This window comes from Streptomyces sp. G-G2, from assembly GCF_030063135.1.
Classification (GTDB): domain Bacteria; phylum Actinomycetota; class Actinomycetes; order Streptomycetales; family Streptomycetaceae; genus Streptomyces.
This window is the reverse complement of sequence record NZ_JASISO010000002.1, coordinates 203,431-227,937: the sequence shown is the minus strand read 5'-3', so window position 1 is coordinate 227,937 and position 24,507 is coordinate 203,431. Positions and strand designations below refer to the sequence as shown.

The following is a 24,507-nucleotide window of genomic DNA, read 5'->3' as shown; positions in this document are numbered from 1 at the left end:
AACGTCTTGGGGGACGTTCACGGAGGTCTTGGGGGACGTCCGCAGGCATCGGCCGGCCGGGACACGTGCCCGCGGGAAGCCTTGAGCGGCCCTCCCGATCCGAACGGGTCCCGGCGGACACCCCCGTTGGAGCGTCCAGCACGCTCCTCACCGACGCCTCGGCTCGGGTCCCGTGGGGGGAATCCGTACCGGGGAAAGGAAAGCGCCCCGACCGTCGACCCGTGGGGGGATCGACGGCGGGGCGCTTTTCGCTGCCGCGGGCGGACCGACCGGGGTCGGCGGGCGCGTCGGCGAACGGGCTGAGCGAAGGTCAGCGGGCCTCGACCGGGACGAAGTCGCGCAGGACCTCGCCGGTGTAGATCTGGCGCGGGCGCCCGATGCGGGATCCCGGCTCCTTGATCATCTCGTGCCACTGGGCGATCCAGCCGGGAAGGCGGCCGATCGCGAAGAGCACGGTGAACATCTCGGTCGGGAAGCCCATGGCCCGGTAGATGAGACCGGTGTAGAAGTCCACGTTCGGGTAGAGGTTGCGCGAGACGAAGTAGTCGTCGGCCAGCGCGTGCTCTTCCAGCTTGAGCGCGATGTCGAGCAGCTCGTCGCTCTTGCCGAGCGCCGAGAGGACATCGTGCGCCGCGGCCTTGATGATCTTCGCCCGGGGGTCGAAGCTCTTGTAGACGCGGTGTCCGAAGCCCATCAGGCGGACGCCGTCTTCCTTGTTCTTCACCTTGCGGATGAAGGCGTCGACGTCGCCGCCGTCGTTCTTGATGCCTTCGAGCATCTCCAGAACGGACTGGTTGGCGCCACCGTGCAGCGGGCCCCACAGCGCGCTGATGCCCGCGGAGATCGAGGCGAACATGTTCGCCTGCGAGGAGCCGACCAGACGCACGGTGGAGGTCGAACAGTTCTGCTCGTGGTCCGCGTGCAGGATGAGCAGCTTGTCGAGCGCCGAGACGACGACCGGGTCCAGGTCGTACTCCTGGGCCGGCACGGAGAACGTCATGCGCAGGAAGTTCTCGACGTAGCCGAGGTCGTTGCGCGGGTAGACGACCGGGTGGCCGACCGACTTCTTGTACGCGTAGGCCGCGATGGTCGGCAGCTTGGCGAGCAACCGGATCGTCGAGAGGTGGCGCTGCTTGTCGTCGAACGGGTTGTGGCTGTCCTGATAGAACGTCGACAACGCGCTGACCACGGAGGACAGCATCGCCATCGGATGCGCGTCACGGGGGAAGCCGTCGTAGAAGCGCTTCACGTCCTCGTGCAGCAGCGTGTGCTGGGTGATCTCGTTGCGGAACGACGCGAGCTGGTCGACGGTCGGCAGCTCACCGTTGATCAGCAGGTACGCGACCTCGATGAAGGTCGAACGTTCGGCCAGCTGCTCGATCGGGTAACCGCGGTAACGCAGGATTCCCTGCTCGCCGTCGAGGTAGGTAATCGCAGACTTGTAGGCGGCGGTGTTGCCGTAGCCACTGTCCAAGGTGACGAGCCCGGTCTGGGCCCGCAGCTTCGAAATATCGAAGCCCTGGTCACCGACGGTGCTCTCGACCACCGGGTAGGTGTATTCACCGTCCGCGTACCGGAGTACTACAGAGTTGTCGCTCACGTCATCCCTCACCGACGTAGTGCCTCTTCTTCGAGGTGCCCTGACTGCCTCTACCTTCCCCCATTTGGCGCAGGAGAGTGCACTCGGGGTCGGCGTTTGGTGCTTTTGGCGGCACTCAGTGCCGCCAACCTTCCCATCCTGCCCCCTCTGGGCCAGTTGCCGAAACCCTAGGTGATGTTTCCCACCGGTATGCGGCCGGACAGCCTAGCCGCGACCGCCGTGTACCTCCGGCCTGCGGAAACCGTGCGGACCGCCTGGGCAAGGGCCTTGCGGGAGCCCACCAGCACCACGAGCTTCTTCGCCCTCGTCACAGCCGTGTAGAGCAGGTTGCGCTGGAGCATCATCCAAGCCCCGGTCGTGACCGGGATCACGACCGCGGGATATTCACTCCCCTGGGAGCGGTGGATGGTGACGGCGTACGCGTGGACCAGCTCGTCCAACTCGGAGAACTCGTACGCCACCTCCTCGTCCTCGTCGGTCCGGACGGTCAGCCGCTGTTCGTCGAGGTCCAGGCCCGTGACCACGCCGACCGTCCCGTTGAAGACGCCGTTGGCACCCTTGTCATAGTTGTTCCTGATCTGGGTCACCTTGTCACCCACGCGGAACACCCGCCCGCCGAAGCGCTTCTCCGGCAGCTGCGGCCGGGCGGGGGTGATCGCCTGCTGGAGCAGCCCGTTGAGCGTCCCGGCGCCCGCCGGGCCCCGGTGCATGGGCGCCAGTACCTGGATGTCGCGGCGCGGATCGAGGCCGAACCGGGCCGGGATCCGGCGGGCCGCCACGTCCACGGTGAGCCGCCCCGCCTCCTCGGTGTCCTCCTCGGCGAAGAGGAAGAAGTCGGGCAGCCCCTCGGTGATCGGCGGCAGTCCGGTGTTGATGCGGTGGGCGTTGGTGACCACCCCCGACTGCTGGGCCTGCCGGAAGATCCGGGTGAGCCGTACGGCGGGCACCGGCCCGCCCTCGGCCAGCAGGTCCCGCAGCACCTCGCCCGCGCCGACCGACGGCAGCTGGTCCACATCGCCCACCAGCAGCAGATGGGCCCCCGGCGCCACGGCCTTGACCAGTTTGTTGGCCAGCAGCAGGTCCAGCATCGAGGCCTCGTCGACCACCACCAGGTCCGCGTCCAGCGGCCGCTCCCGGTCGTACGCCGCGTCCCCGCCCGGCTTCAGCTCCAGCAGCCGGTGCACGGTGGAGGCGTCGGCCCCCGTCAGCTCCGCGAGCCGCTTGGCGGCCCGCCCGGTGGGCGCGGCGAGCACCACCTTGGCCTTCTTGGCCCGGGCCAGCTCCACGATCGAGCGCACGGTGAAGGACTTCCCGCAGCCGGGCCCGCCCGTGAGCACCGCGACCCGACGGGTGAGCGCCAGTTTCACCGCGTCCCGCTGCTCGGGCGCGAGGGTGGCTCCCGTCTTCCCGGCCAGCCAGCCCAGCGCCTTCTCCCAGTCGACGTCCCGGAAGGCGGGCATCCGGTCCTCCTCGGTCTGGAGCAGCCGCCGCAGCTGGCCGACCAGGGAGAGTTCGGCCCGGTGGAAGGGCACCAGGTAGACCGCGGTCAGCGGCGGGCCGCCCTGCGGGTCGGGCACCGGCTCGCGGACGACCCCCTCGGGGTCCGCGGCGAGTTCGGCCAGGCAGTCGATGACCAGGCCGGTGTCCACCTGGAGCAGCTTGACCCCCTCGGCGATCAGCCGGTCCTCGGGCAGGAAGCAGTGGCCCTGGTCGGTGGACTGGGAAAGGGCGTACTGGAGCCCGGCCTTCACCCGTTCGGGGCTGTCGTGCGGGATGCCGACGGACTGGGCAATCTTGTCCGCGGTCAGGAACCCGATGCCCCACACGTCGGCGGCGAGCCGGTAGGGCTGGTTGCGGACCACCGAGATGGAGGCGTCGGCGTACTTCTTGTAGATGCGGACCGCGATGGAGGTGGAGACCCCGACGCCCTGGAGGAAGATCATGACCTCCTTGATGGCCTTCTGCTCCTCCCAGGCGGCGCCGATCATCTTCGTCCGCTTGGGCCCGAGCCCGGGAACCTCGACCAGCCGCTTCGGCTCGTCCTCGATCACGTCCAGGGTGCTCACGCCGAAGTGCTCGACGATCCGGTCGGCGATCTTCGGGCCGATGCCCTTGATCAGGCCGGAGCCGAGGTAGCGGCGGATGCCCTGGATGGTGGCGGGGAGCACGGTGGAGTAGTTCTCCACGGTGAACTGCTTGCCGAATTGCGGGTGGGATCCCCAACGGCCCTCCATCCGCAGGGATTCGCCGGGTTGGGCCCCGAGCAGCGAACCGACCACCGTGAGGAGGTCGCCGCCGCCGCGCCCGGTGTCCACGCGGGCGACCGTGTAGCCGCTCTCCTCATTGGCGTACGTGATGCGTTCGAGGACCCCCTCGATCACCGCCGTGCCCACCGCACTGTCCGTCCCCATGGCGCAACGCTAGCGGCAGCCGCCGACAGCCTGTGCGGACCTGTGGAAAACGAAAGGGGGTCCGGCCTCTCGGCCGGACCCCCTCACGGTTACCCCTCCCACATCGGACTTCCCGATCCCCCCAGATCCCCTCCCGGAAGTACCGACGCACCATACGACCCGCGATGCGTACGGACGGTTGCACAGAGATCCGAGGCTTTATCCATCCGTTACCCGAGGTGCCGCCAAATCGCCGCAGACGTAGCGTTTCAGGCATGAGCGAACCTTCTTTCCAGGACGACGTGCTCAGCGAGCTGGGCGACGACAGGCTGACCGAGATCGCGGGTCTGCTGGGTACCGACGCCTCGGGCGCGCGCGACACGATCACCACCACCGTCGGCGCGATGACCGGCGACCTCCAGCAGAAGGCCGACACGGACGACGACGACGGCGTCGAGGTCCGCCAGGCCGTCGCCGAGGTGACCGAGCCGCCGCTCCAGGGCGTGGCCACCCTCGGCGGCGGCCTGCTGGGCGGCGGCCTGATGGCCGGGGTGCTGGCCAAGGTGAGCAGGCCGGTCGCCGCGGCGGTCTCCAAGAAGACCGGCATCCCCGCCCCCACCGTCAGCCGGGTCATCGAGCTGCTGATCCCGGTCCTGCTGGCCGTCTTCGCCAAGCGCGCGGCCGCGGGCAAGGGCGGGGCGGGCGCCCCCCAGGCCCCGGGCACCCCCGCCCCGGGCGCGGCCCCCTCCCCCGGCGGCGGCCTCGGCGACCTGCTGGGCCAGATCCTCGGCGGCGGCAAGAGGTAGCGCCACCGCCTGCCCGCCCCACCGGCGCACCGCCCCCGCCCGCCCTCACCCGTACGGCGCAGCGCGGAGCCGGGAACCCCCGTTCCCCGGCTCCGCACCGCGCCGTATCCTCGGATCCCATGGACACGCCCGGCGCGCAGGTACGCTTCCGCCGCCCCGAACCCGGCGATCTGGGCTGGATCGTGCAGCGGCACGGCGCCCTCTACGCCGCCGAGTTCGGCTGGAACAGCGAGTTCGAGGGCCTGGTCGCGCGGATCGTGGCGGATTTCGCCCAGGACCACGACCCCTACCTCGAACGCGTCTGGATCGCCGAGCTGGACGGCGCCCCGGTGGGCTCCGTGATGTGCGTACGCGATGCCGCGCCCGGCACCGCCCGGCTCCGGCTGCTGCTCGTGGACCCGGCGGGCCGCGGCCACGGCATCGGCGCGCAGCTGGTGGACGAGGTGATCGGCTTCGCCCGTTCGGTCGGCTACCGCGAGCTGGTGCTGTGGACCAACGACATACTGACGGCCGCGCGTTCCCTCTACCAGCGCGCCGGGTTCACCCTGGTCGCCGAGCGCCCGCACCGCTCGTACGGAGTCGCCCTCACCGGACAGGACTGGCGGCTGCCGCTCCAGGAGGGCTCGCCGCACTGAGCGGCGTACGGGCGCCGCGCGGCGGGGTCAGCGAGGTGGCCGCGACGCCGCCGACCAGCAGCGCGGCGGCGACCCAGCGCAGCGGGGTGACCGCCTCGCCCAGCACCAGCGCGGCCGAGGACATGCCGAAGACCGGCACCAGCAGCGAGAACGGCGCCACCGACGAGGCCGGGTAGCGGCGCAGCAGGTAGCCCCAGGCCCCGAAGCCGAAGACGGTGGACACCCAGGCGACGTAGCCGATGACGGCCGCCCCGGACCAGTCCAGGGCCCGCAGCGCGGCCAGGTCCCGCTCGGGCCCCTCCACCAGCAGCGAGAGCCCGAACAGGGGCAGCACCGGCACCGCGCACACCCACACCATGAAGTTGAGCGCGTCGGGCGGGGCGGCCTTGCGGGTCAGCACGTTGGACACGCCCCAGCAGACGGCGGCCGCGACCACCAGCAGGAAGCCGGTCACCGGCGCCGAGGTACCGCGGTCGACGGCCGCGACGGCGATCCCCACGAGGGCGACGCCCATCCCGGCCAGCCGCACCCGCCCGGGCCGCTCGCGCAGCACCACGGCCGCGATCAGCGCCGTGAAGACCGCCTGCACCTGGAGCACCAGCGAGGACAGCCCGGCGGGCATCCCGGCGGCCATGCCGGTGAAGAGCAGCCCGAACTTGGCTACGCCCAGGGCCAGTCCGACCCCGAGGATCCATTTCCAGGCGACCTTGGGCCGCCCGACGAAGAACACCGCGGGCAGGGCCGCGACCAGGAAGCGCAGGGCGGACAGGAGCAGCGGCGGGAAGTGGCCGAGCCCGATCTCGATGACGACGAAGTTGAAGCCCCAGACGGCGGCCACGAGGACGGCGAGGGCGGTGTGTACGGGACGCATCCTCCGAGCATCAGCCCTCCGATCATGTAGCACCAGCACGGATCTCTTCCCCGTTGAATGAAGCAACGCTTACGCTTCACCCATGCTCGACCTGTCCCGGCTGCGCGCCCTGCACGCCGTCTCCGTCCACGGCTCGATCGCGGGCGCAGCGGCCGCCCTCGGCTACACCCCCTCCGCCGTCTCCCAGCAGATCGCCAAGCTGGAGCGGGAGACCCGCGCCACCCTCCTGGAGCGCCGCGGCCGCGGGGTCGCGCTCACCGAGGAGGCCCGCCATCTCGCCGCTACCGCACAGGAGTTGCTGGCGATCATGGAGCGGGCCGAGACCACCCTGGAGGAGCGGCGCGGGCAGCCCAGCGGGCTGCTGCGGGTGGCGGCCTTCGCCAGTGCCGCGCGCGGGCTGCTGCCCGGGGTACTGGCCGAACTCGGCGCCCGGCACCCGGCCCTGGACGTCCGGCTGACCGAGGTCGACCCGCACCTCTCGGTGGACCTGGTCACCCGCGGCGTCACCGATCTGGCCGTGGCGCACGACTGGGACATCGCCCCGCTGCCGACGCCCGAGGGGGTCGAACAGGCGGTGATCGGTGACGACCCTTGCGACCTGGTGGTGCCCGCGGGACACCCCTTCACCACCCGTGCGCGGGTACGCCGCGAGGACCTCGGCGGGCAGCGTTGGGTGTGCCAGCCGCCCGGCCGGGTCTGCCACGACTGGCTCGTACGGACCCTGCGCGCCGTGGGTTTCGAACCGGACATCGCGCACGTCGCCGAGGAGAACCACACCCTGGTCGCCCTGGTCGCGGCGGGCCTGGGCATCGCGGTGGTGCCCAGGCTGGGCACCGGCGCGCTGCCGCCGGGGGCGGTGACCGTCCCCCTCGACCCGATTCCGGTGCGCAAGCTGTACGCCCTGTGGCGCACCGGGGCCACCCGCAGGCCCGCGATCACCGAGGCCGTCCGGACCCTCCAGGAGCACTGGGCGACCACGTCCGGGGGACCCGGCGAGTGTCCTTAGGGACGGCGGGGCCGGGCGGCGCTAGCGTGCCCGGGTGCCGTACCAAGCGTCTCGCCGCTCCCTGCTGTCCGCCGCCGCCGTGGCCGCCGTGACGGCCGCCGGAGCCACCGCCTCCGCGCTGCCCCGCCGGGCCACCGGACCCCCGTACGGCCCGGGGAGCGGGCCCGTCGCCGGGGAGGAGGCGCGGCGGGCGCTCGCCCGGATGAGCCTGGAGGAGAAGGTCGGGCAGCTCTTCGTGAGCCGGGTGTACGGGCACGTGGCGACCGGCCCCGATCCGGCCGACGCGGACACCTTCCAGGCCGAGCTGGGCGTGCGCAGCGCCGCGGAGCTGATCGCCCGTTACCACCTGGGCGGGGTCATCTACTTCGGCTGGGCGGGCAACATCCGCCACCCCCGCCAGGTCGCCGAGCTGTCCAACGCCCTCCAGCGGGCCGCCCGGGACTCCGGCGCCGGGATCCCGCTGCTGCTCTCCACCGACCAGGAGCACGGGGCGGTCACCCGGATCGGCAAGCCCGTGACCCTGCTGCCGGGGGCGATGGCGCTGGGCGCGGCCGCAGACGCGGAGGACGCCCTGCGCGCCGCGCGGATCTCCGGGGCCGAACTGGCCGCGCTGGGCATCCGCCAGGACTACGCCCCGGTCGCCGACGTGAACGTCAACCCGGCCAATCCGGTGATCGGCGTACGGTCCTTCGGCGCCGACCCGCGGGCGGTCGCGGAGCTGGTCGCGGCCCAGGTACGCGGCTATCAGGGCGCGGGGGTGGCGGCCACCGTCAAGCACTTCCCCGGACACGGCGACACCGACACCGACAGCCACGTGGGGCTGCCGGTGATGCGGCACACCCGCGCGGAGTGGGAGGAGCTGGACGAGCCGCCGTTCCGGGCGGCCGTCGAGGCGGGCGTGGACGCGGTGATGACCGCGCACATCGTCTTCGCGGCGCTGGATCCCGCCGGGGACCCGGCGACCCTCTCGCACCCCATCGTCACGGGCATCCTGCGCCAACGCCTCGGCTTCGCGGGGGTGGTCATCACCGATTCGCTGGGGATGGCCGGGGTCCGGCAGAAGTACGGGGACGACCGGGTGCCGGTCCTCGCCCTCAAGGCGGGCTGCGACCAGCTGCTCAACCCGCCGGACCTGGGGCTCGCGTACCGCAGTGTGCTGGCCGCCGTCCGCTCCGGCGAACTGACCGGGGCGCGCGTGGACGAATCGGTCCTGCGGATCCTGGAACTCAAGTCCCGGCGCGGCCTGTTCGGGGACCCCCTGGTGGCGCCCGAGCGGGTGGCGGCGACGGTCGGCACCCCGGAGCACCTGTCCGCGGCCGAGGAGGTCGCGGCCGGTACGACGACCCTGCTGGCCAACACCCAGGGGCTGCTGCCGCTGGATCCGGTGCGCTACCCGAAGCTGCTGGTCACCGGGGCCGACCCGGACTCCCCCACCGGGACCACCGGTCCGCCGACGGCCGTGCTCGCGCGCGAGCTGGGCGCGCTGGGCTTCACCGCGGCCGCGCTGCCGCCCGCCCGCGCGGTGGCCGCCGCGCCGGACCACGACGTGGTGCTGGTGTGCACCTACAACGTGCCCCAGGGCGCGAGCACCCAGTACGACCTGGTCCGGGACCTGGTCGCGGCGGGCGCCCGGGTGGTGACCCTGGCGCTGCGCAATCCGTACGACCCGGCCCGGCTGCCGCCGGTCGCGGCCGCCCTGGCGTCGTACTCCTGGGGCGACGGCGACCTGCGGGCCGCGGCCCGGGTGGTGGCGGGCGCGCACCGGCCCTCGGGGCGGCTCCCGGTGCCGGTCCCGGGCCGCTGGCCGCTGGGCCACGGGCTGACGTACTAGAGCCGCGTCAGGCCATGTTCGCCCGTTGAGGAGCGGCGTCCGCCCGCGGCCCGCGGCCCCCTTCGCTACGGCCGCAGCTGCGGCTCGCGCTCCAGGTCGCGCTTGTCGAGCTGTGCGTCGGCCCGGGCGAGCGGGGCCGCCTTGTTCGGGTCCGCCTGGACGGCGGCCGGGGCCACCCCGGCCCACTGGAGGATCTTCGCGGTGGCGAGCTTGCTCTCGCCCTCCTGGAGCTTGGCCACGTTGGCGCCGTGGTTGGCTCCGGGCGCGATCATCACGTAGCTGTCGCGGGCCCCGTACCCGATGTGGAAGGGCTCGGCGCCCCACGGGTCGTTCTGGCCGTACACGAACAGCATGTGCTGGGCGTTGTTCCGCACCCAGTTGTCGACGTCGGCCATGACCCCGGGCTGGAAGGTCATGGGGATGTCCCGGGGCACGAAGTTGCGCGGCGGCTGGTAGCCGTAGCGGGTCAGACCGGCCAGGTGCGGCTGCTTGATGTCGGGCGAACCGAGCTGGGTGCCCGCCTGGTAGTAGTACGGGGTGTACGTCTCCAGGCCCTGGTCCGCGTAGGCGGAGAAGCCGGAGATCGTGTTCACCGTGTCCCAGATCTCCTGGTCGGAGGCGGTCGCGGCGGTCGGGATGCCCGCGCAGTCGGACAGCAGGCTGTACTGCCAGAAGGACCAGGTGTAGTCCAGGACGACGGCCTCGAAGGCCTTGTCGAGGTTGCCGACGGTGGTGAAGGTCCAGCCGTTCTGGGCGGCGGCCGTCGCGTACGTGGCCTCCAGCGGCTCACGGCGCAGCAGGGCCTCGCGCTGGATCCCGTTCAGCTTGTCGCGGCACTCCTTGGTGCCGACCTTGGAGAGGAACCGGTCGTAGGCCGAGTCCTCCTTGTTGACCACGTCGTTGGGGGCGACGTAGGCGACGACCCCGTCCATGTCGCGCGGGTAGTAGCGCTCGTAGTACGTCGCGGTCATTCCGCCCTTGCTGCCGCCCGTGGCCAGCCAGTTCTTGGGGTACAGCTTCTTGAGGGCGGTGAAGACGCGGTGCTGGTCGCTGGCGGCCTGCCAGATGTCCAGGTTCGACCAGTTGGCGGGGTCGGGGCGGGAGGGGGTGAAGAAACGGTACTCCAGCGACACCTGGTTGCCGTCGACGATGGTCGTCGGCTCGCTGCGGCGGGGGCTGGTGTTGACGTTGTAGCCGGAGGTGAAGAACACCGTGGGGCGGGAGGTGTCCTTGTGCAGCAGGGTCAGCCGCTGCTTGAAGGTGCCCTTCCACGGCTGCCGGTGGTCGACCGGCTGTTCGTAGTTCAGTACGAAGAACCGGTAGCCGGGGTACGGCTTCTCCTCGACGATGCTCATTCCCGGGATCGCGAGGATCTGGTCCTTGATGTCCGTGGCGGCGGTCGGTCCGGCGGCGGCCGGTCCGGCAGCGGTGGCTGCCTGGGCCGTGACACCGGCCGCGCCCGTGGTGCCGATGAGCACCACGCACGCCAACAACCACCTGAGCGGCTTGTGCATTCTCACCCTCCCCTTGAGTTCACTGCGGTACCGGTGAACCTAGCGGGATCAACACACAATCGAACAGGGGGCGTTGGGCCTCACTGTCAGCACAGGATCCAGCCGGAATCGCCGGATCCCGACCCCACATCCCCCTTTACATACACGCAGCGGCTGACCGCGGGCACGGTGACGGGCCCGGCGAACCGGGTGAACCGGCCCGCGTCCCGGACCGGCGCCCCGCCGCGCGGCTGCACGCTCACCGCCATCTCCTGACGCGTCCCCGCACGCGTCGGCACGGTCACCGCGCACACGCTCGTCCGCGTCCTGTAGACCCGGATCTCACCGGTCGCGAAGGCCACCGTCGTGGTCCGCTGACCCGCGCAGCCCCCCGTGGCGGCCTCCGCCACGGGCGCCGCCAGCACCCCTCCGGCCGCGAGCAGCAGCCCCGCCGGAACCACCCCCAGAGCCCGGGCCGTCCGGCCCGCTCCACCCCACCACCCGAACACGTGCCCCCCAGTCGGTCGTACGTACAACGCACGCACCCGTACGACGCACGGACCCCCCGGATGGTTGCGCTCGGCAACGCCGTCCGGGGGGCCGGGAGGAGGCCTGCGAGGGGCCGGTGAGGAGTCCGCCAGGGTTCAGGCCGCGGCGTGCTCGTCCTCACCGATGAAGATCCGCCACAGCCGGGCGTAGCGGCCGTCGCGGGCCAGGAGTTCGGCGTGCGTCCCGTCCTCCACGACCTGGCCCCGGTCCATCACCACGACCCGGTCGGCGCGGGCCGCGGTGGTCAGCCGGTGGGCCACCACCAGGGTGGTGCGCTTGCCCGCGAGCCGGTCGGTGGCCTGGTTGACCAGGCCCTCGGTGGCCAGGTCCAGGGCGGCCGTGGCCTCGTCGAGCAGCAGGATGTCCGGGTCGACGAGTTCCGCGCGGGCGAGTGCGATCAGCTGGCGCTGGCCCGCGGAGAGGTTGCGGCCGCGCTCGGCGACGGTGTGCAGGTACCCGCCGTCCAGGGTCGCGATCATCTCGTGCGCCCCGACGGCGCGGGCGGCCGCCTCCACCTCGGCGTCGCTCGCGCCGGGACGCCCGTAGGCGATGGCGTCACGGACGGTACCCGGGAAGAGGTACGACTCCTGGGGGACCACCCCGAGCCGGTGGCGGTACTCCGTGAGGTCGAGGTCGCGCAGGTCGGCGCCGTCGGCGGTGACCCGGCCCGAGGTGGGGTCGTAGAACCGGGCGACCAGCTTGACCAGGGTGGACTTGCCCGCCCCGGTCTCGCCCACGAAGGCGACGGTCTGCCCGGCGGGTATCCGCAGGCTGATGCCGCCCAGGGCGTCCCCCTTGGCGCCCCGCTCCTCGGCCGTCCCGTACTGGAACCGGACGTCCTCGAAGGCGATCTCCCCGCGCAGGGCGGGCACCTCGCGCGGCTCGGCGGGCAGGGGGGTGGTGGTCGGCTCGCGCAGCAGCCCCTGGATCCGGCCGAGCGAGACCGTGGCCTGCTGGTAGCCGTCGAAGACCTGGGAGAGCTGCTGGACGGGGGCGAAGAACAGGTCGATGTAGAGCAGGTACGCGACCAGCGCGCCGGTGGTCAGCGTGCCCGCCTCGACCCGGCCCGCGCCGACGATCAGCACGGCGGCCGCGGCGGTCGAGGACAGCAGCTGGACGAAGGGGAAGTAGACCGATATCAGCCACTGGCCACGGACCCGGGCCTGCCGGTAGGAGTCGCTGCGCTCGGCGAACCGGGCGGCGCCGACCCGCTCGCGGCGGAAGGCCTGCACGATGCGCAGCCCGGCCACCGACTCCTGGAGGTCGGCGTTGACCAGGCCGACCCGGTCGCGGGCCAGCTCGTACGCCGCCACGGACCTGCGGCGGAAGACCACCGTCCCGATCACCAGCAGCGGCAGGGTCGCGAAGACGATCAGGGCCAGCTCGACATCGAGGACGAGGAGGGCGACGAGGATGCCGAGGAAGGTGAAGACGGAGACGACGGCGGTGACCAGGCCCGTCTGGAGGAAGCTGGACAGGGCGTCCACGTCCGTGGTCATCCGGGTCATGATCTTGCCGGTCAGCTCGCGCTCGTAGTAGTCCAGGCCGAGGCGCTGGAGCTGCGCGAAGATCTTGACGCGGAGGGCGTAGAGCACGCGCTCGCCGGTCTTGCCGGTCATCCGGGTCTCGGCGAACTGCGCGGCCCACTGGGTGAGGACCACGGCCAGCGCCAGGCCCGCGGCCACCCAGACGGCGCCGAGGGCGAGCCGCTCGACGCCCTGGTCGATGCCGTGCCGGATCAGGATGGGCAGCAGCAGACCGGCGCCCGCGTCCAGCGCGACCAGGGCGAGGCTGATGGCGAGCGGGGCCCAGAAGCCGCGCAGCAGGTGGCGCAGCCCGTAGCTGTTCTCGGCGCCCGCGGCGCGGGTCTCGTCCACGTCGGGGGTGTCGTTCGCGGGGGGCAGCGCGGCGACCTGGGCGAGGAGTTCGGGGGTGGCGGGCATCCCGGCGACGGCTCCGGCCATCGAGTGACCGGCCCCGGGCGCGCCGCTCGCGGCGGCGGGGCCCTTGACGCCGTCCGCCTCCTCCTGGCGGCGCCACAGCTCGGGGGTGACCCCGTCGGAGACCCTTCGCTTGGCGCTGACCTGCTCGGAGTCGATCTCGGCTTCGAGTTCGAGGTCCCGCTCCAGATCGCGTTCGAGGTCGCGTTCCAGCTCTCGGTCGAGGGAGCGGGAGAGGCCCGGGAGGGGCGCGGTGGCGGGGTCGGTCCCCGAGGTCCGGGGCGATCCGGCGGCGAGTGCCTCGGGATCGGTGAGCAGCCGGCGGTAGAGCGGCGACCTGCGCTCCAGTTCCTCGTGGGTGCCGATGTCGGAGAGCCGCCCCTGGTCGAGCACGGCGATCCGGTCGGCCAGCGCGAGCGTGGAGCGGCGGTGCGCGATCAGCAGGGTGGTGCGGCCCGCCATGACCGAGCGCAGGGCCTCGTGGATCTCGTGCTCGACGCGGGCGTCGACGGCGGAGGTCGCGTCGTCGAGGAGCAGCAGCCGGGGGTCGGTGAGGATGGCGCGGGCGAGCGCGACGCGCTGGCGCTGGCCGCCGGAGAGGGTGAGGCCCTGTTCGCCGACCTTGGTGTCGTACCCGGCGGGCAGGTCCCTGATGAACCCGTCGGCCTGGGCGGCGCGGGCGGCTGCCTCGACCTGTTCGTCGGTGGCGCCGGGGTTCCCGTAGGCGATGTTGGACCGGATGGTGTCGGAGAAGAGGAACGAGTCCTCCGGGACCAGTCCGATCGCGCCGCGCAGCGAGTCGTAGGTCAGCTCGCGGACGTCGTGGCCGCCGACCCGGACGGCGCCGCGGTCGGCGTCGTAGAAGCGGGGCAGGAGCAGCGAGACGGTGGACTTGCCGCTGCCGGAGGCGCCGACGACGGCGACGGTCTCCCCGGCGGCGACGGAGAGCGAGAACCCGTCGAGGACGGGCCGCTCGGGGTCGTAGCCGAACACGACGTCGTCGAACTCGACGGTCGCTGCCGCGTCGGCGGGGAGCACATGGCTGCCTTCGGCGATGACGGGTTCGGTGTCGATGAGTTCCAGTACGCGCTCGACGCCCGCGCGGGCCTGCTGGCCGACGGTCAGCACCATGGCGAGCATCCGGACCGGGCCGACGAGCTGGGCGAGGTAGGTGGAGAACGCCACGAACGTGCCGAGGGTGACCTGCCCCTTGGTGGCCATCCAGCCGCCGAGGGCGAGCATCGCGACCTGCCCGAGGGCGGGTACGGCCTGCAGGGCGGGGGTGTAGCGGGAGTTCAGCCGGATGGTGCGCATCCGCCCGGCGAAGAGGCGCCGCCCGGCCTCGCGGAGCTTGCCGGTCTCCTGCTCCTCCTGGCCGAAGCCCTTCACGACGCGTACGCCGGTCACGGCGCCGTCGACCACGGTGGCGACGGCGGCGGCCTGGCCCTGGGCGTACCAGGTGGCGGGGAAGAGCTTCTTGCGGCTGCGCTTGGCTATGAACCAGAGGGCGGGTGCCATGAGCACCGCGACCAGGGTCAGCAGCGGGGACAGCCAGAGCATGATCGCCAGGGATATCCCGAAGAGCAGGAAGTTCCCGATGGTCATGGGGAGCATGAACAGGAGGCCCTGGATGAGCTGCAGGTCACTGGTGGCCCGGCCGATGACCTGTCCGGTGGACAGCTCGCTCTGGCGCCGCCCGTCGAGCCGGGCGATGGTGGCGAACATGTCGGTGCGCAGGTCGTGCTGCACGTCGAGGGCGAGGCGCCCGCCGTAGTAGCGGCGTATGTAGGTCAGCACGTACACGAGCAGCGCGGCACCTATGAGCATCCCGGCCCAGGGGCCCATGGACTTGCTCTTGTCCCCGATGACGTCGTCGAGGATCACCTTGGTGACCAGCGGCACGAGGGCCATGACGGCCATCCCGGCCAGCGAGGACCCGAGGGCGAGCAGCACATTGACCTTGTAACGCCAGGTGTAGGCGGTCAGCCGCCTGCCCCAGCCGCCCTGTTTCTCCGCTGCCGCCGCCACGTGGTGCCTCCCCGTCCGTCCAGTCCTGCCGGAAGACCCAACGCCCGGACCGGCGGATTTCATCCCGCCGTAACAATCGCACCGGGTGACGCGCCGGGTCGCCTGTCGGCTGGAGCTGTCCGGGGGCGTCGTCCCGACGGGCGGCAGAACCAGCCCCGCCGGCGTGTGAGGCGCCGCCGGGGGCGAGGTCCACGGCCCTGCTACGAGGCGTCGAACTCGTACTCCAAGACGTACGACGCGGAGTCGAGGACCATCTCGTTCACCTCGACCACCCGGCCGTCACCGGCGTACGCCGTCCGGCAGATCAGGACCACGGGAGTCCCGGCCGCGAGACCGAGGCGGTCGGCCTCGTCCGAAGTGGGCATCCGCGAGCGGATCTCCTCGCGGAAGCGGACCGGCCGGTGGCCGAGTTCCGCGAGCCGGGCGTAGATCCCGCCGGGACCGGAGTCCGGTTCGGTGATGGGGGTCCCGGCCACGAGGGCGGCGTCGAGGTAGGAGGTCGCGAGCAGCACCGGCTTGTTGTCCAGCAGGAACCTGCGGCGGCGGACGCAGGCCGGTGTGCCTTCGGTCAGCCCGAGTACGGCACCCAGGGCGGCTGGCACCGGCTCCTCCGAGACACTGAGGAACTCGACCACCGGTTCCCGGTCCTCCGAGTCCGCCTCCCAGATGGAATGCCCGTCAGCCCACACCCCGAAGGCCAACCGCTGGATCCCTCGCCGTCGGATGAGCCGGAACCGCCGCACGAAGACTCCGGCGCCCTTGCGCGCCTCGGTGAGTCCCTCGGCCTGGAGCACGCCGAGCGCCTGCCGCGCGGTCATTCGGGCGACGCTGTAGGCGGCCATCAGGTCGTTCTCCCCCGGCAGGCGGTCCCCGGGGCCGTACTCGCCCGACGCGATGGCGTCCCTCAGGGCGGCGGCGATGCGCTTGTACTTGGGCTGTCGTACGGCGCCGTCGTGTGGCATGCGGTCCTCCCTGATCATCTCCAGTCATCCTAGGCACCCCCCGGGCACGAAGAGACGGCACGTTCCTCCGGTGCGAACCTCTGTACCTCTCTAGAGAAACCTTGACCCTCTGATGTCAAGGCGCTTCACTTCCACTATCTCTAGAGAGGTGTCGCCATGCCCCTGCCTCAGCACACCGAGGTTTTCCACGTCGTTCCGCGCGGCCCCCGTGCCCCCGGACGGGCGCGCGCCCTGCTGCGCGGCCAGTTCACCGAGTGGGACATCGGTACGGACCCCACGGACACGGCGGAGCTGCTGCTCTCCGAGCTGGTCACCAATGCCGTGCGCCACGCCCGGGCCCCGCACGGCCGGGACATCGGGGTCCGGCTCGCCCGGTACGACGGCCTCGTGCGGGTGGAGGTGTCCGACGCCGGTCCCCCCGCCCCGCTGGCCCCGCGCGCGGCCGATGCACAGGACGAACGCGGCCGGGGGCTCGCCATCATTGCCGCGCTCGCCGTGCGCTGGGGCCAGTGCCCGCGGGGCGCCGGGGGCGGCAAGGCCGTATGGGCCGAGGTCGCCGAGCGGTCCTCGGGCGGCTCCGTCAAGCCAGGTGGGTCGGGGCGAACATCGTGAGGGTGGCCGGGAGGACCAGGACCGACGGGCCCGGGGTGGCGAGGGACTTCTTCAGATCCTCGCGCAGGGTGTCCGGGGTGGTGGTGGACGCCGGGACGCCGAAGGACCGCGCCAGGGCGACGAAGTCGGGGCGGGTGAGGTCCGTGCCCGTGGTGCGGCCGCCGAAGGCGTCCGTCATGTACGCGCGCAGGATGCCGTAGCCCCCGTCGTCCACGATCAGCCAGGTCACGTCCAGGTCGTACTGGCGAGCCGTGGCCAGTTCCGCCAGGGAGTACATCGCACCGCCGTCGCCCGAGACGGCCAGGACCGGCGTGTCCGGTTCGGCGACGCAGGCCCCCAGGGCCGCCGGGAAGGCGTAGCCGAGGCCGCCCGCGCCCTGCGCCGAGTGCATCGTGTTCGGGTGCTTCGCGTCGAAGGCGGACCAGGCCCAGTAGGACAGGATCGTCATGTCCCAGAAGGACGGCGAGCGCGGGGGCAGGGCCGACCTGATGGAGGTCAGCAGGGACTGCTCCAGGGTCACGTCCTGGGTGGACAGCCGCTCCGCGACGGCGGCCAGGACCGAACGGACGCGCTCGGGCGCGCCCGGGTCCGGGCGCTCGGACACCGTCTCCAGGAGCGCCTGGAGGGCAAGGCGCGCGTCGGCGTGGATGCCGAGGCCCGCGTGGTTGGACTCCAGCTTCCCGAGGTCGGCCTCGATCTGGACGACCCGTCCCCCGGGGAAGAACGTGTGGTAGTTCGAGGAGAGTTCCCCCAGGCCCGAACCCACGACGAGCAGGACGTCGGCGTCCTCCAGGAAGTCCGTCATGTGACGGTCCTCCAGCCAGGACTGGAGGGACAGCGGGTGGGTCCAGGGGAAGGCGCCCTTGCCGCCGAAGGTGGTGACGACCGGGGCGTTCAGCCGTTCGGCCAGCTCGCGCAGCTTCTTCGAGGCGTCCGAACGGATCACTCCGCCGCCCGCGATGATCACCGGGCGTTCGGCGTTCTCCAGCCAGTGCGCGGCGAGCGCCGTCAGCTCGGGGCGCGGGGCCAGCTCGTGCGGTGTCGCGTCCATGCCGGTGACCTCGGGGATCAGGGTGTCGGCGCGCAGTACGTCCTCCGGAATCTCCACCCACACCGGGCCGTGCGGCGCGGTCAGCGCCGATTCCCAGGCCTCGGCGACCACCGAGGGGATCTGGGACGGCGTCCGGGCGATGTGCACGGACTTGACCACGTCCCGGAAGGACGCCGCCTGGTCCCGCAGTTCGTGCAGGTGGCCGCGCCGCCCGCCGCCCAGGCCCGCGCTCGGGACCTGCGAGGAGATCGCGAGGACCGGCGCGGAGGCGGCGGCGGCCTCCGCGAGGGCGGGCAGGGCGGTCAGCGCGCCCGGCCCGGTGGACAGCAGGAGCGGCACGGCCTCGCCCGTGAGACGGCCGTACGCGTCGGCGGCGAACCCCGCGTTGTTCTCGACCCGGAGCCCGATCAGCCGCAGGTCACAGCGCCCGACGGCGTCGAAGACGGCGAGCGCGTGCTGCCCGGGCAGGCCGAAGACGGTGGTGGCGCCGAGCGAGCGCAGCGTTTCCACGACCAGGTCCCCGCCCGTGCGTCCCGGCGGCGGGGCCAGGGCGGCCGCCGTCTGGGCGGCGGTGGGACGGAGTACCAGGTCGTGGTCGTGCGTCACGTGTGCTTACTCACCCTTCGGGTTCGCCTTCGCCGCGGCGCTGTGCTCATCGACCCTGCTTGGCGGCGGCGATCTGACGGCTCATGATCGTGGTCAGCTCGTACGCGGTGTGCGAGGCCGCGACCGAGGTGATCTCCGCGTGATCGTACGCCGGGGCCACCTCGACCACGTCGGCCGAAACCAGGTTGCAGGACGAGAGGCCGCGGATGATCTCCAGCAGCTCGCGGGAGGTCATGCCGCCCGCCTCGGGGGTGCCGGTGCCGGGGGCGTGCGCCGGGTCCAGGACGTCGATGTCGATGGAGATGTAGAGCGGACGGTCGCCGATGCGCTGGCGCAGCTGGTCCGCGACCTCGTCGGCGCCGCGCCGGTAGACGTCCGCCGAGGTGACGATGCCGAAGCCCATCTTGGCGTCGTCGTCCAGGTCCTGCTTGCCGTAGAGCGGACCGCGGGTTCCGACGTGCGAGAGCGCCTCGGTGTCGAGGATGCCCTCCTCGACGGCCCGGCGGAACGGGGTGCCGTGCGTGTACTCGGCGCCGAAGTACGTGTCCCAGGTGTCGAGGTGCGCGTCGAAGTGCAGCAGCGCCACCGGGCCGTGCTTCTTCGCCACCGAGCGCAGCAGCGGCAGGGCGATGGTGTGGTCGCCGCCGAGGGTCATCAGGCGGGAACCCGCCCCGAGCAGCGCGTCGGCCGCGGCCTCGACCTGGTCGACGGCCTCGTTGATGTTGAAGGGGTTCACCGCGATGTCACCGGCGTCCGCGACCTGCGCGAGGGCGAAGGGGGAGGCGTCCTGCGCCGGGTTGTACGGACGCAGCAGGCGGGAGGCCTCGCGGATGGCGTTGCCGCCGAAGCGGGCGCCGGGGCGGTAGGAGACGCCGGAGTCGAAGGGCACGCCGACCACGGCGACGTCGGCGGTGCCGACCTCGTCGAGGCGGGGCAGCCGGGCGAAGGTCGCGGGGCCCGCGTAGCGCGGGATGCGGGAGGAGTCGACGGGTCCGCGCGGCTGCGTGCTCATGAGGGGGTGCCCTTCTGGTGGTCCTGGGTCCTGCGGGTGCGGTGCTTCGAGCGTAAACGGACACCGGCGAGGCGCGAAGTGTACGTTTCCTACACCCAGTGCCACCAATGTGTACGGAGTATCCATGGAGTCGGCCCCGTCACCTGCCCCGCCATCCGCCCCGTCACCGGCTCCGCCGCCCACGCCGCCGGTCCTGCTGTCCGCGCTGCTCCGCGACCGGGATCTGGGGCTGCGCCACCTGGCGGGCCCCGCCGAGGCGGACGTGCACGGCGTGCACGCCTCCGAGATGGCGGACCCGTCCCCGTACCTGCTGGGCGGCGAGCTGCTGCTGACCGCGGGCGCTGCGCCGGGTGATGCCGGGGAGTACGTCGCCCGGCTCGCCGGGGCCGGTGTCGCGGCGCTCGGCTTCGGGGTGGCCCCCGTGCACGAGAGGGTGCCGCCCGGGCTGGCCGAGGCCTGCGACCGCGCCGGTCTCCCGCTGCTGGAAATTCCGCCCGGCACTCCTTTCAGCGCGGTCGCCCGTACGGTGTGGCGGCTGATGGCGGAGGCCCGTACGCGGGAGCTGCGCCGGGTCACCGAGGCCCAGCAGTCCCTGGCGGCCGCGGCGGCCCGCCCGGACCCGGTCCCGGCGGTGCTGCGCCGTCTCGCGGCGAGCCTGGGCGGCCGGGTCGAGCTGGCCCCGGACGGCCGCTCGGCGGGCGGGGCGCTGCCCGCGCCGGCCGCCGGGGCGCTGGCCTCGCTCCTGGGCCGCGTCGGCCGCGCCGGGGGCCCGATCACGGCCACCGCCGAGGCCGGGGGGTGGCACCTCGCGGCCTACGCGCTGAACCGCCACCCGGAGCCATCGGCCTCCCCGGCGGCCTCCCCCGCGGCTGGTGCGGGCGGCGCCCCGCGCACCTCGACCGCCGCCGCGACCCTCGCCCCGACCACCCCGACCACCCCGATGCCGGCGCCCGCCGAGGCCGGCGCGGGTCCGGAGGGCACGCCGGGGCCCGGCGGGTACGGGCCCGCGCGGGCGCTGGGGACCGCCACCCCGGTCCGCGCCCCCGGAGACCACACCGTTGCCTCCATGGCAGCCGTGCTGCTGACCCTGCTCACCGCCCACCGGCCCGGCGGGGACGAGGCCGCCGCCCTGACCCGGCTGCTGCTCGGCGGGGATCCGGGCGAGGCCCTGGGTCCGGGGCCCTGGTACGCCGTCCACGCCCGCGGCGCCGGAGACCCGCGGGCCCTGGCGGCCGCGCTGGGCACCGTACTGCTGGATTCGCGCGCGGACGGAGTACGCCTGCTCACCGGCCGGGATCCGGCCCCCCAGCCCGGCTGGCGGCTCGGGGTCGGGGCGCCCGCCGGACCCGCGGAGCTGCGGACCGCCGGAGCGCAGGCCCGGCGGGCCCTGGAGCGCGCCGAGGCGGCCCGCGTACCGCTGGCCCGGCACACGGCGGGCGGCATGGGCGGGCTGCTCGACCCGGCGGAGGCCCGCGCGTACGCCGGGGCCCTGCTCGCCCCGCTGAACCCGGCCCACGCCGACACGCTGCGCGTCTGGCTGGCCCACCACGGCAGCTGGGACCGCAGTGCGGCCGCCCTCGGGGTCCACCGCAACACCGTCCGCCAGCGCATCGCCCGCTGCGCGGTCCTGCTGGCGGCCGACCTGGACGACCCGGACACCCGGATGGAGCTGTGGTTCGCGCTCCGGCACGCGGGGGCGGCGGACGGCGGCTGACGCGGGGCCGCCGCGGACGACAGGCATCACGACGGGCACGACGGACATGACGGGCACCGCGACGGGACGACAAGCGGGACGCCCGGGGCCACCCTTGTGACATGAGCAGCCGCCGAACGGACGGCCCGCCCGGGCCGCGGGGATGGGGCCCGCGCCCGCCCCGGGGCCCACCCCCCGGCCGCCCGCCCCCCGGCAGCCCGCCGCAGGGTTCGCCCCCGCCGCGCGGGCGCCGCCGCTGGCCGTGGGTGCTGCTCGGGCTGCTCCTGCTGCTGCTCGGCGGCTGCGCGGTCCTCTTCACCGTCCTCGTCCACCAGGTGTCCGAGGACGCCGGGCGGCCCGCCCGGGTCACCTACGCCGCGACCGGCAGGGCCACCGGCGTGACCATCACCTATTCGACCTGGCACGACGGGAACGCGGCCACGAGCCAGGTCGGCGACCAGGCCCTGCCGTGGACGAAGGAGATCGCCACGAAGGGGTTCACCAAGGGCGGCTCCCTCGTCGTCACCCTGGGCGCGCGGGGCGGCGCCGCCACCTGCTCGGTGACGGTGGACGACCGCCCGCCCGTCACGGCCAGCGCCATGGGTCCCTTCGCCTCGGCGGTCTGCACCGGCTTCTAGGAGTGTCCTGAAGATCTTGGAAACGCGCCCGGCTTGCACCAGGTTGCCCCGATCGACATTTACCGGTGAATCGGGGTGACTCGGGCGCCCCGAGCAAGATCTTCAGCAGTCTCCTAGGGCGTGTTTGGCACGAGGAAGTACGGGCGTGCCGGACCTCACTCTGGACACAGCACACAACCCGCCAGTAACTTATTATGAGCAAGCGCTTAGACCTAAGCCATAGCTTGAGCAACCACGACGGCGCGCGACCACCTCCGCGAGAGCGGCGGCGGTTTAGCCGCAAAAGGGAGTGTCGGCCGTGCGCCGTACCGTTTTCAACGAGGACCACGAAGCCTTCCGCGAGACCATCCGCGCCTTCATCGAGGCCGAGGTCGTCCCCGTCTACGACGAGTGGTTCCAGGCCGGCCAGGCGCCCCGCGACTTCTACTACAAGCTCGGCGAGCTGGGCGTCTTCGGCATCAACGTGCCCGAGGAGTTCGGCGGCGCGGGCCTGGACACCCACAAGTTCGAGGCCGTCCTCTACGAGGAGACCTCGCGCGCGGGCGTCAACTTCGGCGGCTCGGGCGTCCACGTGCTGCTCGCCCTCCCCTACATCAAGATGCTCTCCACCGACGAGCAGAAGAAGCGCTACCTGCCGAAGTTCGTCACCGGCGAGGAGATGTGGGCCCTCGCGATGACCGAGCCGGGCACCGGCTCCGACGTCGCGGGCATGAAGACCACCGCGAAGCTCTCCGAGGACGGCACGCACTACGTCCTCAACGGCTCCAAGACCTTCATCACCGGTGGCGTGCACGCCGACCGGGTGATCGTCTGCGCCCGCACCTCCGCCCCGCGCGAGGACGACCGCCGCTTCGGCATCTCCCTCTTCGCCGTGGACACCAAGTCCGAGGGCTACTCGATCGGCCGCAAGCTCGACAAGCTCGGCCTGCGCACCTCCGACACCGCCGAGCTGGCGTTCGTCGACGTGAAGGTCCCGGTCGAGGACCTGATGGGCGAGGAGAACAAGGGCTTCTACTACCTCGGCGCGAACCTGCCGTCCGAGCGCTGGGGCATCGCCTTCGGCGCGTACGCCCAGGCCAAGGCCGCCGTCCGGTTCGCCCAGCAGTACGTGACGGACCGCACCGTCTTCGGCAAGCCGGTCGCGCACTTCCAGAACACCAAGTTCGAACTGGCCTCCTGCCAGGCCGAGGTGGACGCCGCCGAGGCCGTCTCCGACCGCGCGCTGGAGGCCCTGGACGCCGGTGAGCTGACCGCCGCCGAGGCCGCGTCCGCGAAGCTGTTCTGCACCGAGGTCGCGCACCGCGTGATCGACAAGTGCCTCCAGCTGCACGGCGGCTACGGCTACATGAACGAGTACCCGATCGCCCGCCTGTACGCCGACAACCGCGTGAACCGCATCTACGGCGGCACCAGCGAGGTCATGAAGTCCATCATCGCCAAGTCGATGGGCCTTTGACGCGCTCCACGGCCTGAAGGCCCGGGATTCCCACCACGGCCGGGTGGCCGTCTAGGTGACTTCCTGCTTCAACGCGCTGTGCCGGGACTCTCGCCCTGGTCTTACCTGCGCTCTGCGAGGCGTTTAGCCTGTCCGCCCGTCCGGCGGCCAGGATGTTCTTGGAGGCGTTCTCGTCACGGTCATGGACCGCCCCACACGCCCTGCACGTCCACTGGCGGACTTGCAGGGGTTTGGGGCCGTCCTTGACTCCGCACGCGGAGCAGACCTGGGATATCGGCTCGAAGCGGCCGATCTTCCCGAAGTGCCGGCCGTGCTTGACCGCCTTGTACTCCAGCATGTTCACGAAAGCCGACCATCCAGCGTCATAGATGGACTTGGCCAGGCGGGTACGTGCGAGGCCGGACACCGCAAGGTCTTCCACGTACACCGCTTGGTTGTCGCGGATGATCTGTGTGGACGTCTTGTGGTGCCAGTCCCGACGACGGTCCGCCACACGGGCGTGCTGCCGAGCAACCTTGATGCGGGCCTTGGCCCGGTTCTTCGAGCCCTTCACCTTACGGCTCAGGTTCCTCTGCAACCGCTTGAGCTTCTTCTCGGCCCGTCACAGAAACCTTGGGGCGGAGATCTTCGTACCGTCGGAGAGGACCGCGAACGTGGACAGGCCCAGGTCGATGCCCACCTCGGTGTCGGCCTCGGCCAGGCGCTCGGTGTCGGTGTCCACGACAAAGCTCGCGAAATACCGGCCCGCCACGTCCTTGATGACGGTCAGGGACGTGGGCGCGGCTGGCAGAGGCCTCGACCACTTCACCTTCAGGTCGCCCACCTTGGCCACATACACGGCGCCGTTCGCCTGGAGCGAGAAGGCGTTGGCGTTCAAGCGGATGGACTGCCGAATGTCCTTCTTCGACTTGAAGCGCGGCGGTGCGACCTTCGGGCCTTTGCGTTTGCCCCGGACCGAGTCGAAGAAGTTCTTGAAGGCGGCATCCAGGTCCCGCAGCGACTGCTGCAGCACAACCGCCGAAACGTCAGCAAGCCAGGCGCGTTCTTCGGTGCGCTTAGCGCGGGTGATGCGAACCCGAGACAAGTCGGCCGACTTCACGTACGGCAGCCCAGCCTCGTGCGCTTCCTTCCGGTCGCGCAGGCAGTCGTTCCACACCACGCGCGCACCCGAACGCACTCGCAAGCGCACGGCACTGCGAAGCATTGGGATACACGCGATAGTTGTAGCGCAACTGCACGCGCATGACGGTACTAGGGCTGGCCTCACAAATCCGGAGAATGAGCACAAGCGTGGCAGACGTGCGGCCGCGGGTCATAGCCGCCCGGAG

At 72.1% G+C, this 24,507-nt stretch carries 16 protein-coding genes and 2 pseudogenes; 8 read left to right on the top strand and 10 right to left on the bottom strand.

What is annotated here, in order from left to right; genetic code table 11:
* Positions 1-310: 310 nt before the first annotated feature.
* Together QMF80_RS02590 and recD2 are read right to left on the bottom strand one after the other, a co-directional pair.
* On the bottom strand, positions 311-1,600 hold the full coding sequence (locus tag QMF80_RS02590) for a citrate synthase (RefSeq protein ID WP_283449025.1): 1,290 nt from the start codon (positions 1,598-1,600) through the stop codon (positions 311-313).
* Between the two features lie 167 nt (positions 1,601-1,767).
* Complete coding sequence (recD2, locus tag QMF80_RS02585; RefSeq protein ID WP_283449022.1) at positions 1,768-4,011, bottom strand: SF1B family DNA helicase RecD2; 2,244 nt, start codon at positions 4,009-4,011, stop codon at positions 1,768-1,770.
* Positions 4,012-4,265: 254 nt separating this feature from the next.
* Here recD2 and QMF80_RS02580 point away from each other — a divergent pair, with 254 nt between their 5' ends.
* Positions 4,266-4,796, top strand: coding sequence for a DUF937 domain-containing protein (locus tag QMF80_RS02580; RefSeq protein WP_283449020.1), 531 nt, complete (start codon positions 4,266-4,268; stop codon positions 4,794-4,796).
* A gap of 149 nt (positions 4,797-4,945) precedes the next feature.
* A pseudogene (locus QMF80_RS02575) lies at positions 4,946-5,431 on the top strand (GNAT family N-acetyltransferase); the annotation flags it as partial.
* Here QMF80_RS02575 and QMF80_RS02570 read toward each other — a convergent pair.
* Positions 5,382-6,302: an EamA family transporter gene (locus QMF80_RS02570; RefSeq protein ID WP_283449018.1), complete on the bottom strand. Its 921-nt coding sequence runs from the start codon at positions 6,300-6,302 to the stop codon at positions 5,382-5,384. The pseudogene QMF80_RS02575 and the gene QMF80_RS02570 overlap by 50 nt on opposite strands.
* A gap of 82 nt (positions 6,303-6,384) precedes the next feature.
* On the opposite strand from QMF80_RS02570, the gene QMF80_RS02565 reads away from it, so the two are divergent.
* Together QMF80_RS02565 and QMF80_RS02560 are read left to right on the top strand one after the other, a co-directional pair.
* Positions 6,385-7,308 carry a LysR family transcriptional regulator gene (locus QMF80_RS02565; protein WP_283449016.1) on the top strand — a complete coding sequence of 308 codons (924 nt, stop codon included), beginning with the start codon at positions 6,385-6,387 and terminating at the stop codon, positions 7,306-7,308.
* A gap of 34 nt (positions 7,309-7,342) precedes the next feature.
* Positions 7,343-9,139 carry a glycoside hydrolase family 3 protein gene (locus QMF80_RS02560; protein WP_283449014.1) on the top strand — a complete coding sequence of 599 codons (1,797 nt, stop codon included), beginning with the start codon at positions 7,343-7,345 and terminating at the stop codon, positions 9,137-9,139.
* Between the two features lie 65 nt (positions 9,140-9,204).
* On the opposite strand, the gene QMF80_RS02555 is transcribed toward QMF80_RS02560, so the two are convergent.
* From QMF80_RS02555 to QMF80_RS02540, 4 genes are all read right to left on the bottom strand, one after another.
* The gene (locus QMF80_RS02555) at positions 9,205-10,653 is read right to left on the bottom strand and encodes a S28 family serine protease (protein WP_283449012.1); all 1,449 of its coding nucleotides are present in this window, start codon (positions 10,651-10,653) and stop codon (positions 9,205-9,207) included.
* 86 nt (positions 10,654-10,739) lie between these two features.
* Positions 10,740-11,093 (bottom strand): hypothetical protein, encoded by a 354-nt coding sequence (locus QMF80_RS02550; RefSeq protein ID WP_283449011.1) that lies wholly within the window; start codon positions 11,091-11,093, stop codon positions 10,740-10,742.
* Between the two features lie 183 nt (positions 11,094-11,276).
* The gene (locus QMF80_RS02545) at positions 11,277-15,212 is read right to left on the bottom strand and encodes an ABC transporter ATP-binding protein (protein WP_502962747.1); all 3,936 of its coding nucleotides are present in this window, start codon (positions 15,210-15,212) and stop codon (positions 11,277-11,279) included.
* A gap of 137 nt (positions 15,213-15,349) precedes the next feature.
* Positions 15,350-16,111, bottom strand: coding sequence for a GntR family transcriptional regulator (locus QMF80_RS02540; protein WP_283449009.1), 762 nt, complete (start codon positions 16,109-16,111; stop codon positions 15,350-15,352).
* A 156-nt stretch (positions 16,112-16,267) separates the two neighbouring features.
* On the opposite strand from QMF80_RS02540, the gene QMF80_RS02535 reads away from it, so the two are divergent.
* Positions 16,268-16,723 carry an ATP-binding protein gene (locus QMF80_RS02535; protein ID WP_283449008.1) on the top strand — a complete coding sequence of 152 codons (456 nt, stop codon included), beginning with the start codon at positions 16,268-16,270 and terminating at the stop codon, positions 16,721-16,723.
* On the opposite strand, the gene QMF80_RS02530 is transcribed toward QMF80_RS02535, so the two are convergent.
* Together QMF80_RS02530 and speB are read right to left on the bottom strand one after the other, a co-directional pair.
* Positions 16,692-18,380, bottom strand: a complete 1,689-nt coding sequence (locus tag QMF80_RS02530; protein WP_283449007.1) for a thiamine pyrophosphate-binding protein — start codon at positions 18,378-18,380, stop codon at positions 16,692-16,694. The two genes, QMF80_RS02535 and QMF80_RS02530, sit on opposite strands and share 32 nt — an antisense overlap.
* Before the next feature lie 46 nt (positions 18,381-18,426).
* Positions 18,427-19,392, bottom strand: coding sequence for an agmatinase (gene speB / locus QMF80_RS02525; protein ID WP_283449006.1), 966 nt, complete (start codon positions 19,390-19,392; stop codon positions 18,427-18,429).
* A 124-nt stretch (positions 19,393-19,516) separates the two neighbouring features.
* On the opposite strand from speB, the gene QMF80_RS02520 reads away from it, so the two are divergent.
* The 3 genes from QMF80_RS02520 (at position 19,517) to QMF80_RS02510 (ending at position 23,179) form a co-directional block, all read left to right on the top strand.
* Positions 19,517-21,106 (top strand): PucR family transcriptional regulator, encoded by a 1,590-nt coding sequence (locus QMF80_RS02520; RefSeq protein ID WP_283449005.1) that lies wholly within the window; start codon positions 19,517-19,519, stop codon positions 21,104-21,106.
* A gap of 101 nt (positions 21,107-21,207) precedes the next feature.
* Positions 21,208-21,723: a hypothetical protein gene (locus QMF80_RS02515; protein WP_283449004.1), complete on the top strand. Its 516-nt coding sequence runs from the start codon at positions 21,208-21,210 to the stop codon at positions 21,721-21,723.
* A 298-nt stretch (positions 21,724-22,021) separates the two neighbouring features.
* Positions 22,022-23,179, top strand: coding sequence for an acyl-CoA dehydrogenase family protein (locus QMF80_RS02510; protein WP_283449003.1), 1,158 nt, complete (start codon positions 22,022-22,024; stop codon positions 23,177-23,179).
* On the opposite strand, the pseudogene QMF80_RS02505 reads toward QMF80_RS02510, so the two are convergent.
* Positions 23,154-24,417, bottom strand: a pseudogene (locus tag QMF80_RS02505) (RNA-guided endonuclease InsQ/TnpB family protein). The gene QMF80_RS02510 and the pseudogene QMF80_RS02505 overlap by 26 nt on opposite strands.
* Between the last annotated feature and the right edge of the window lie 90 nt (positions 24,418-24,507).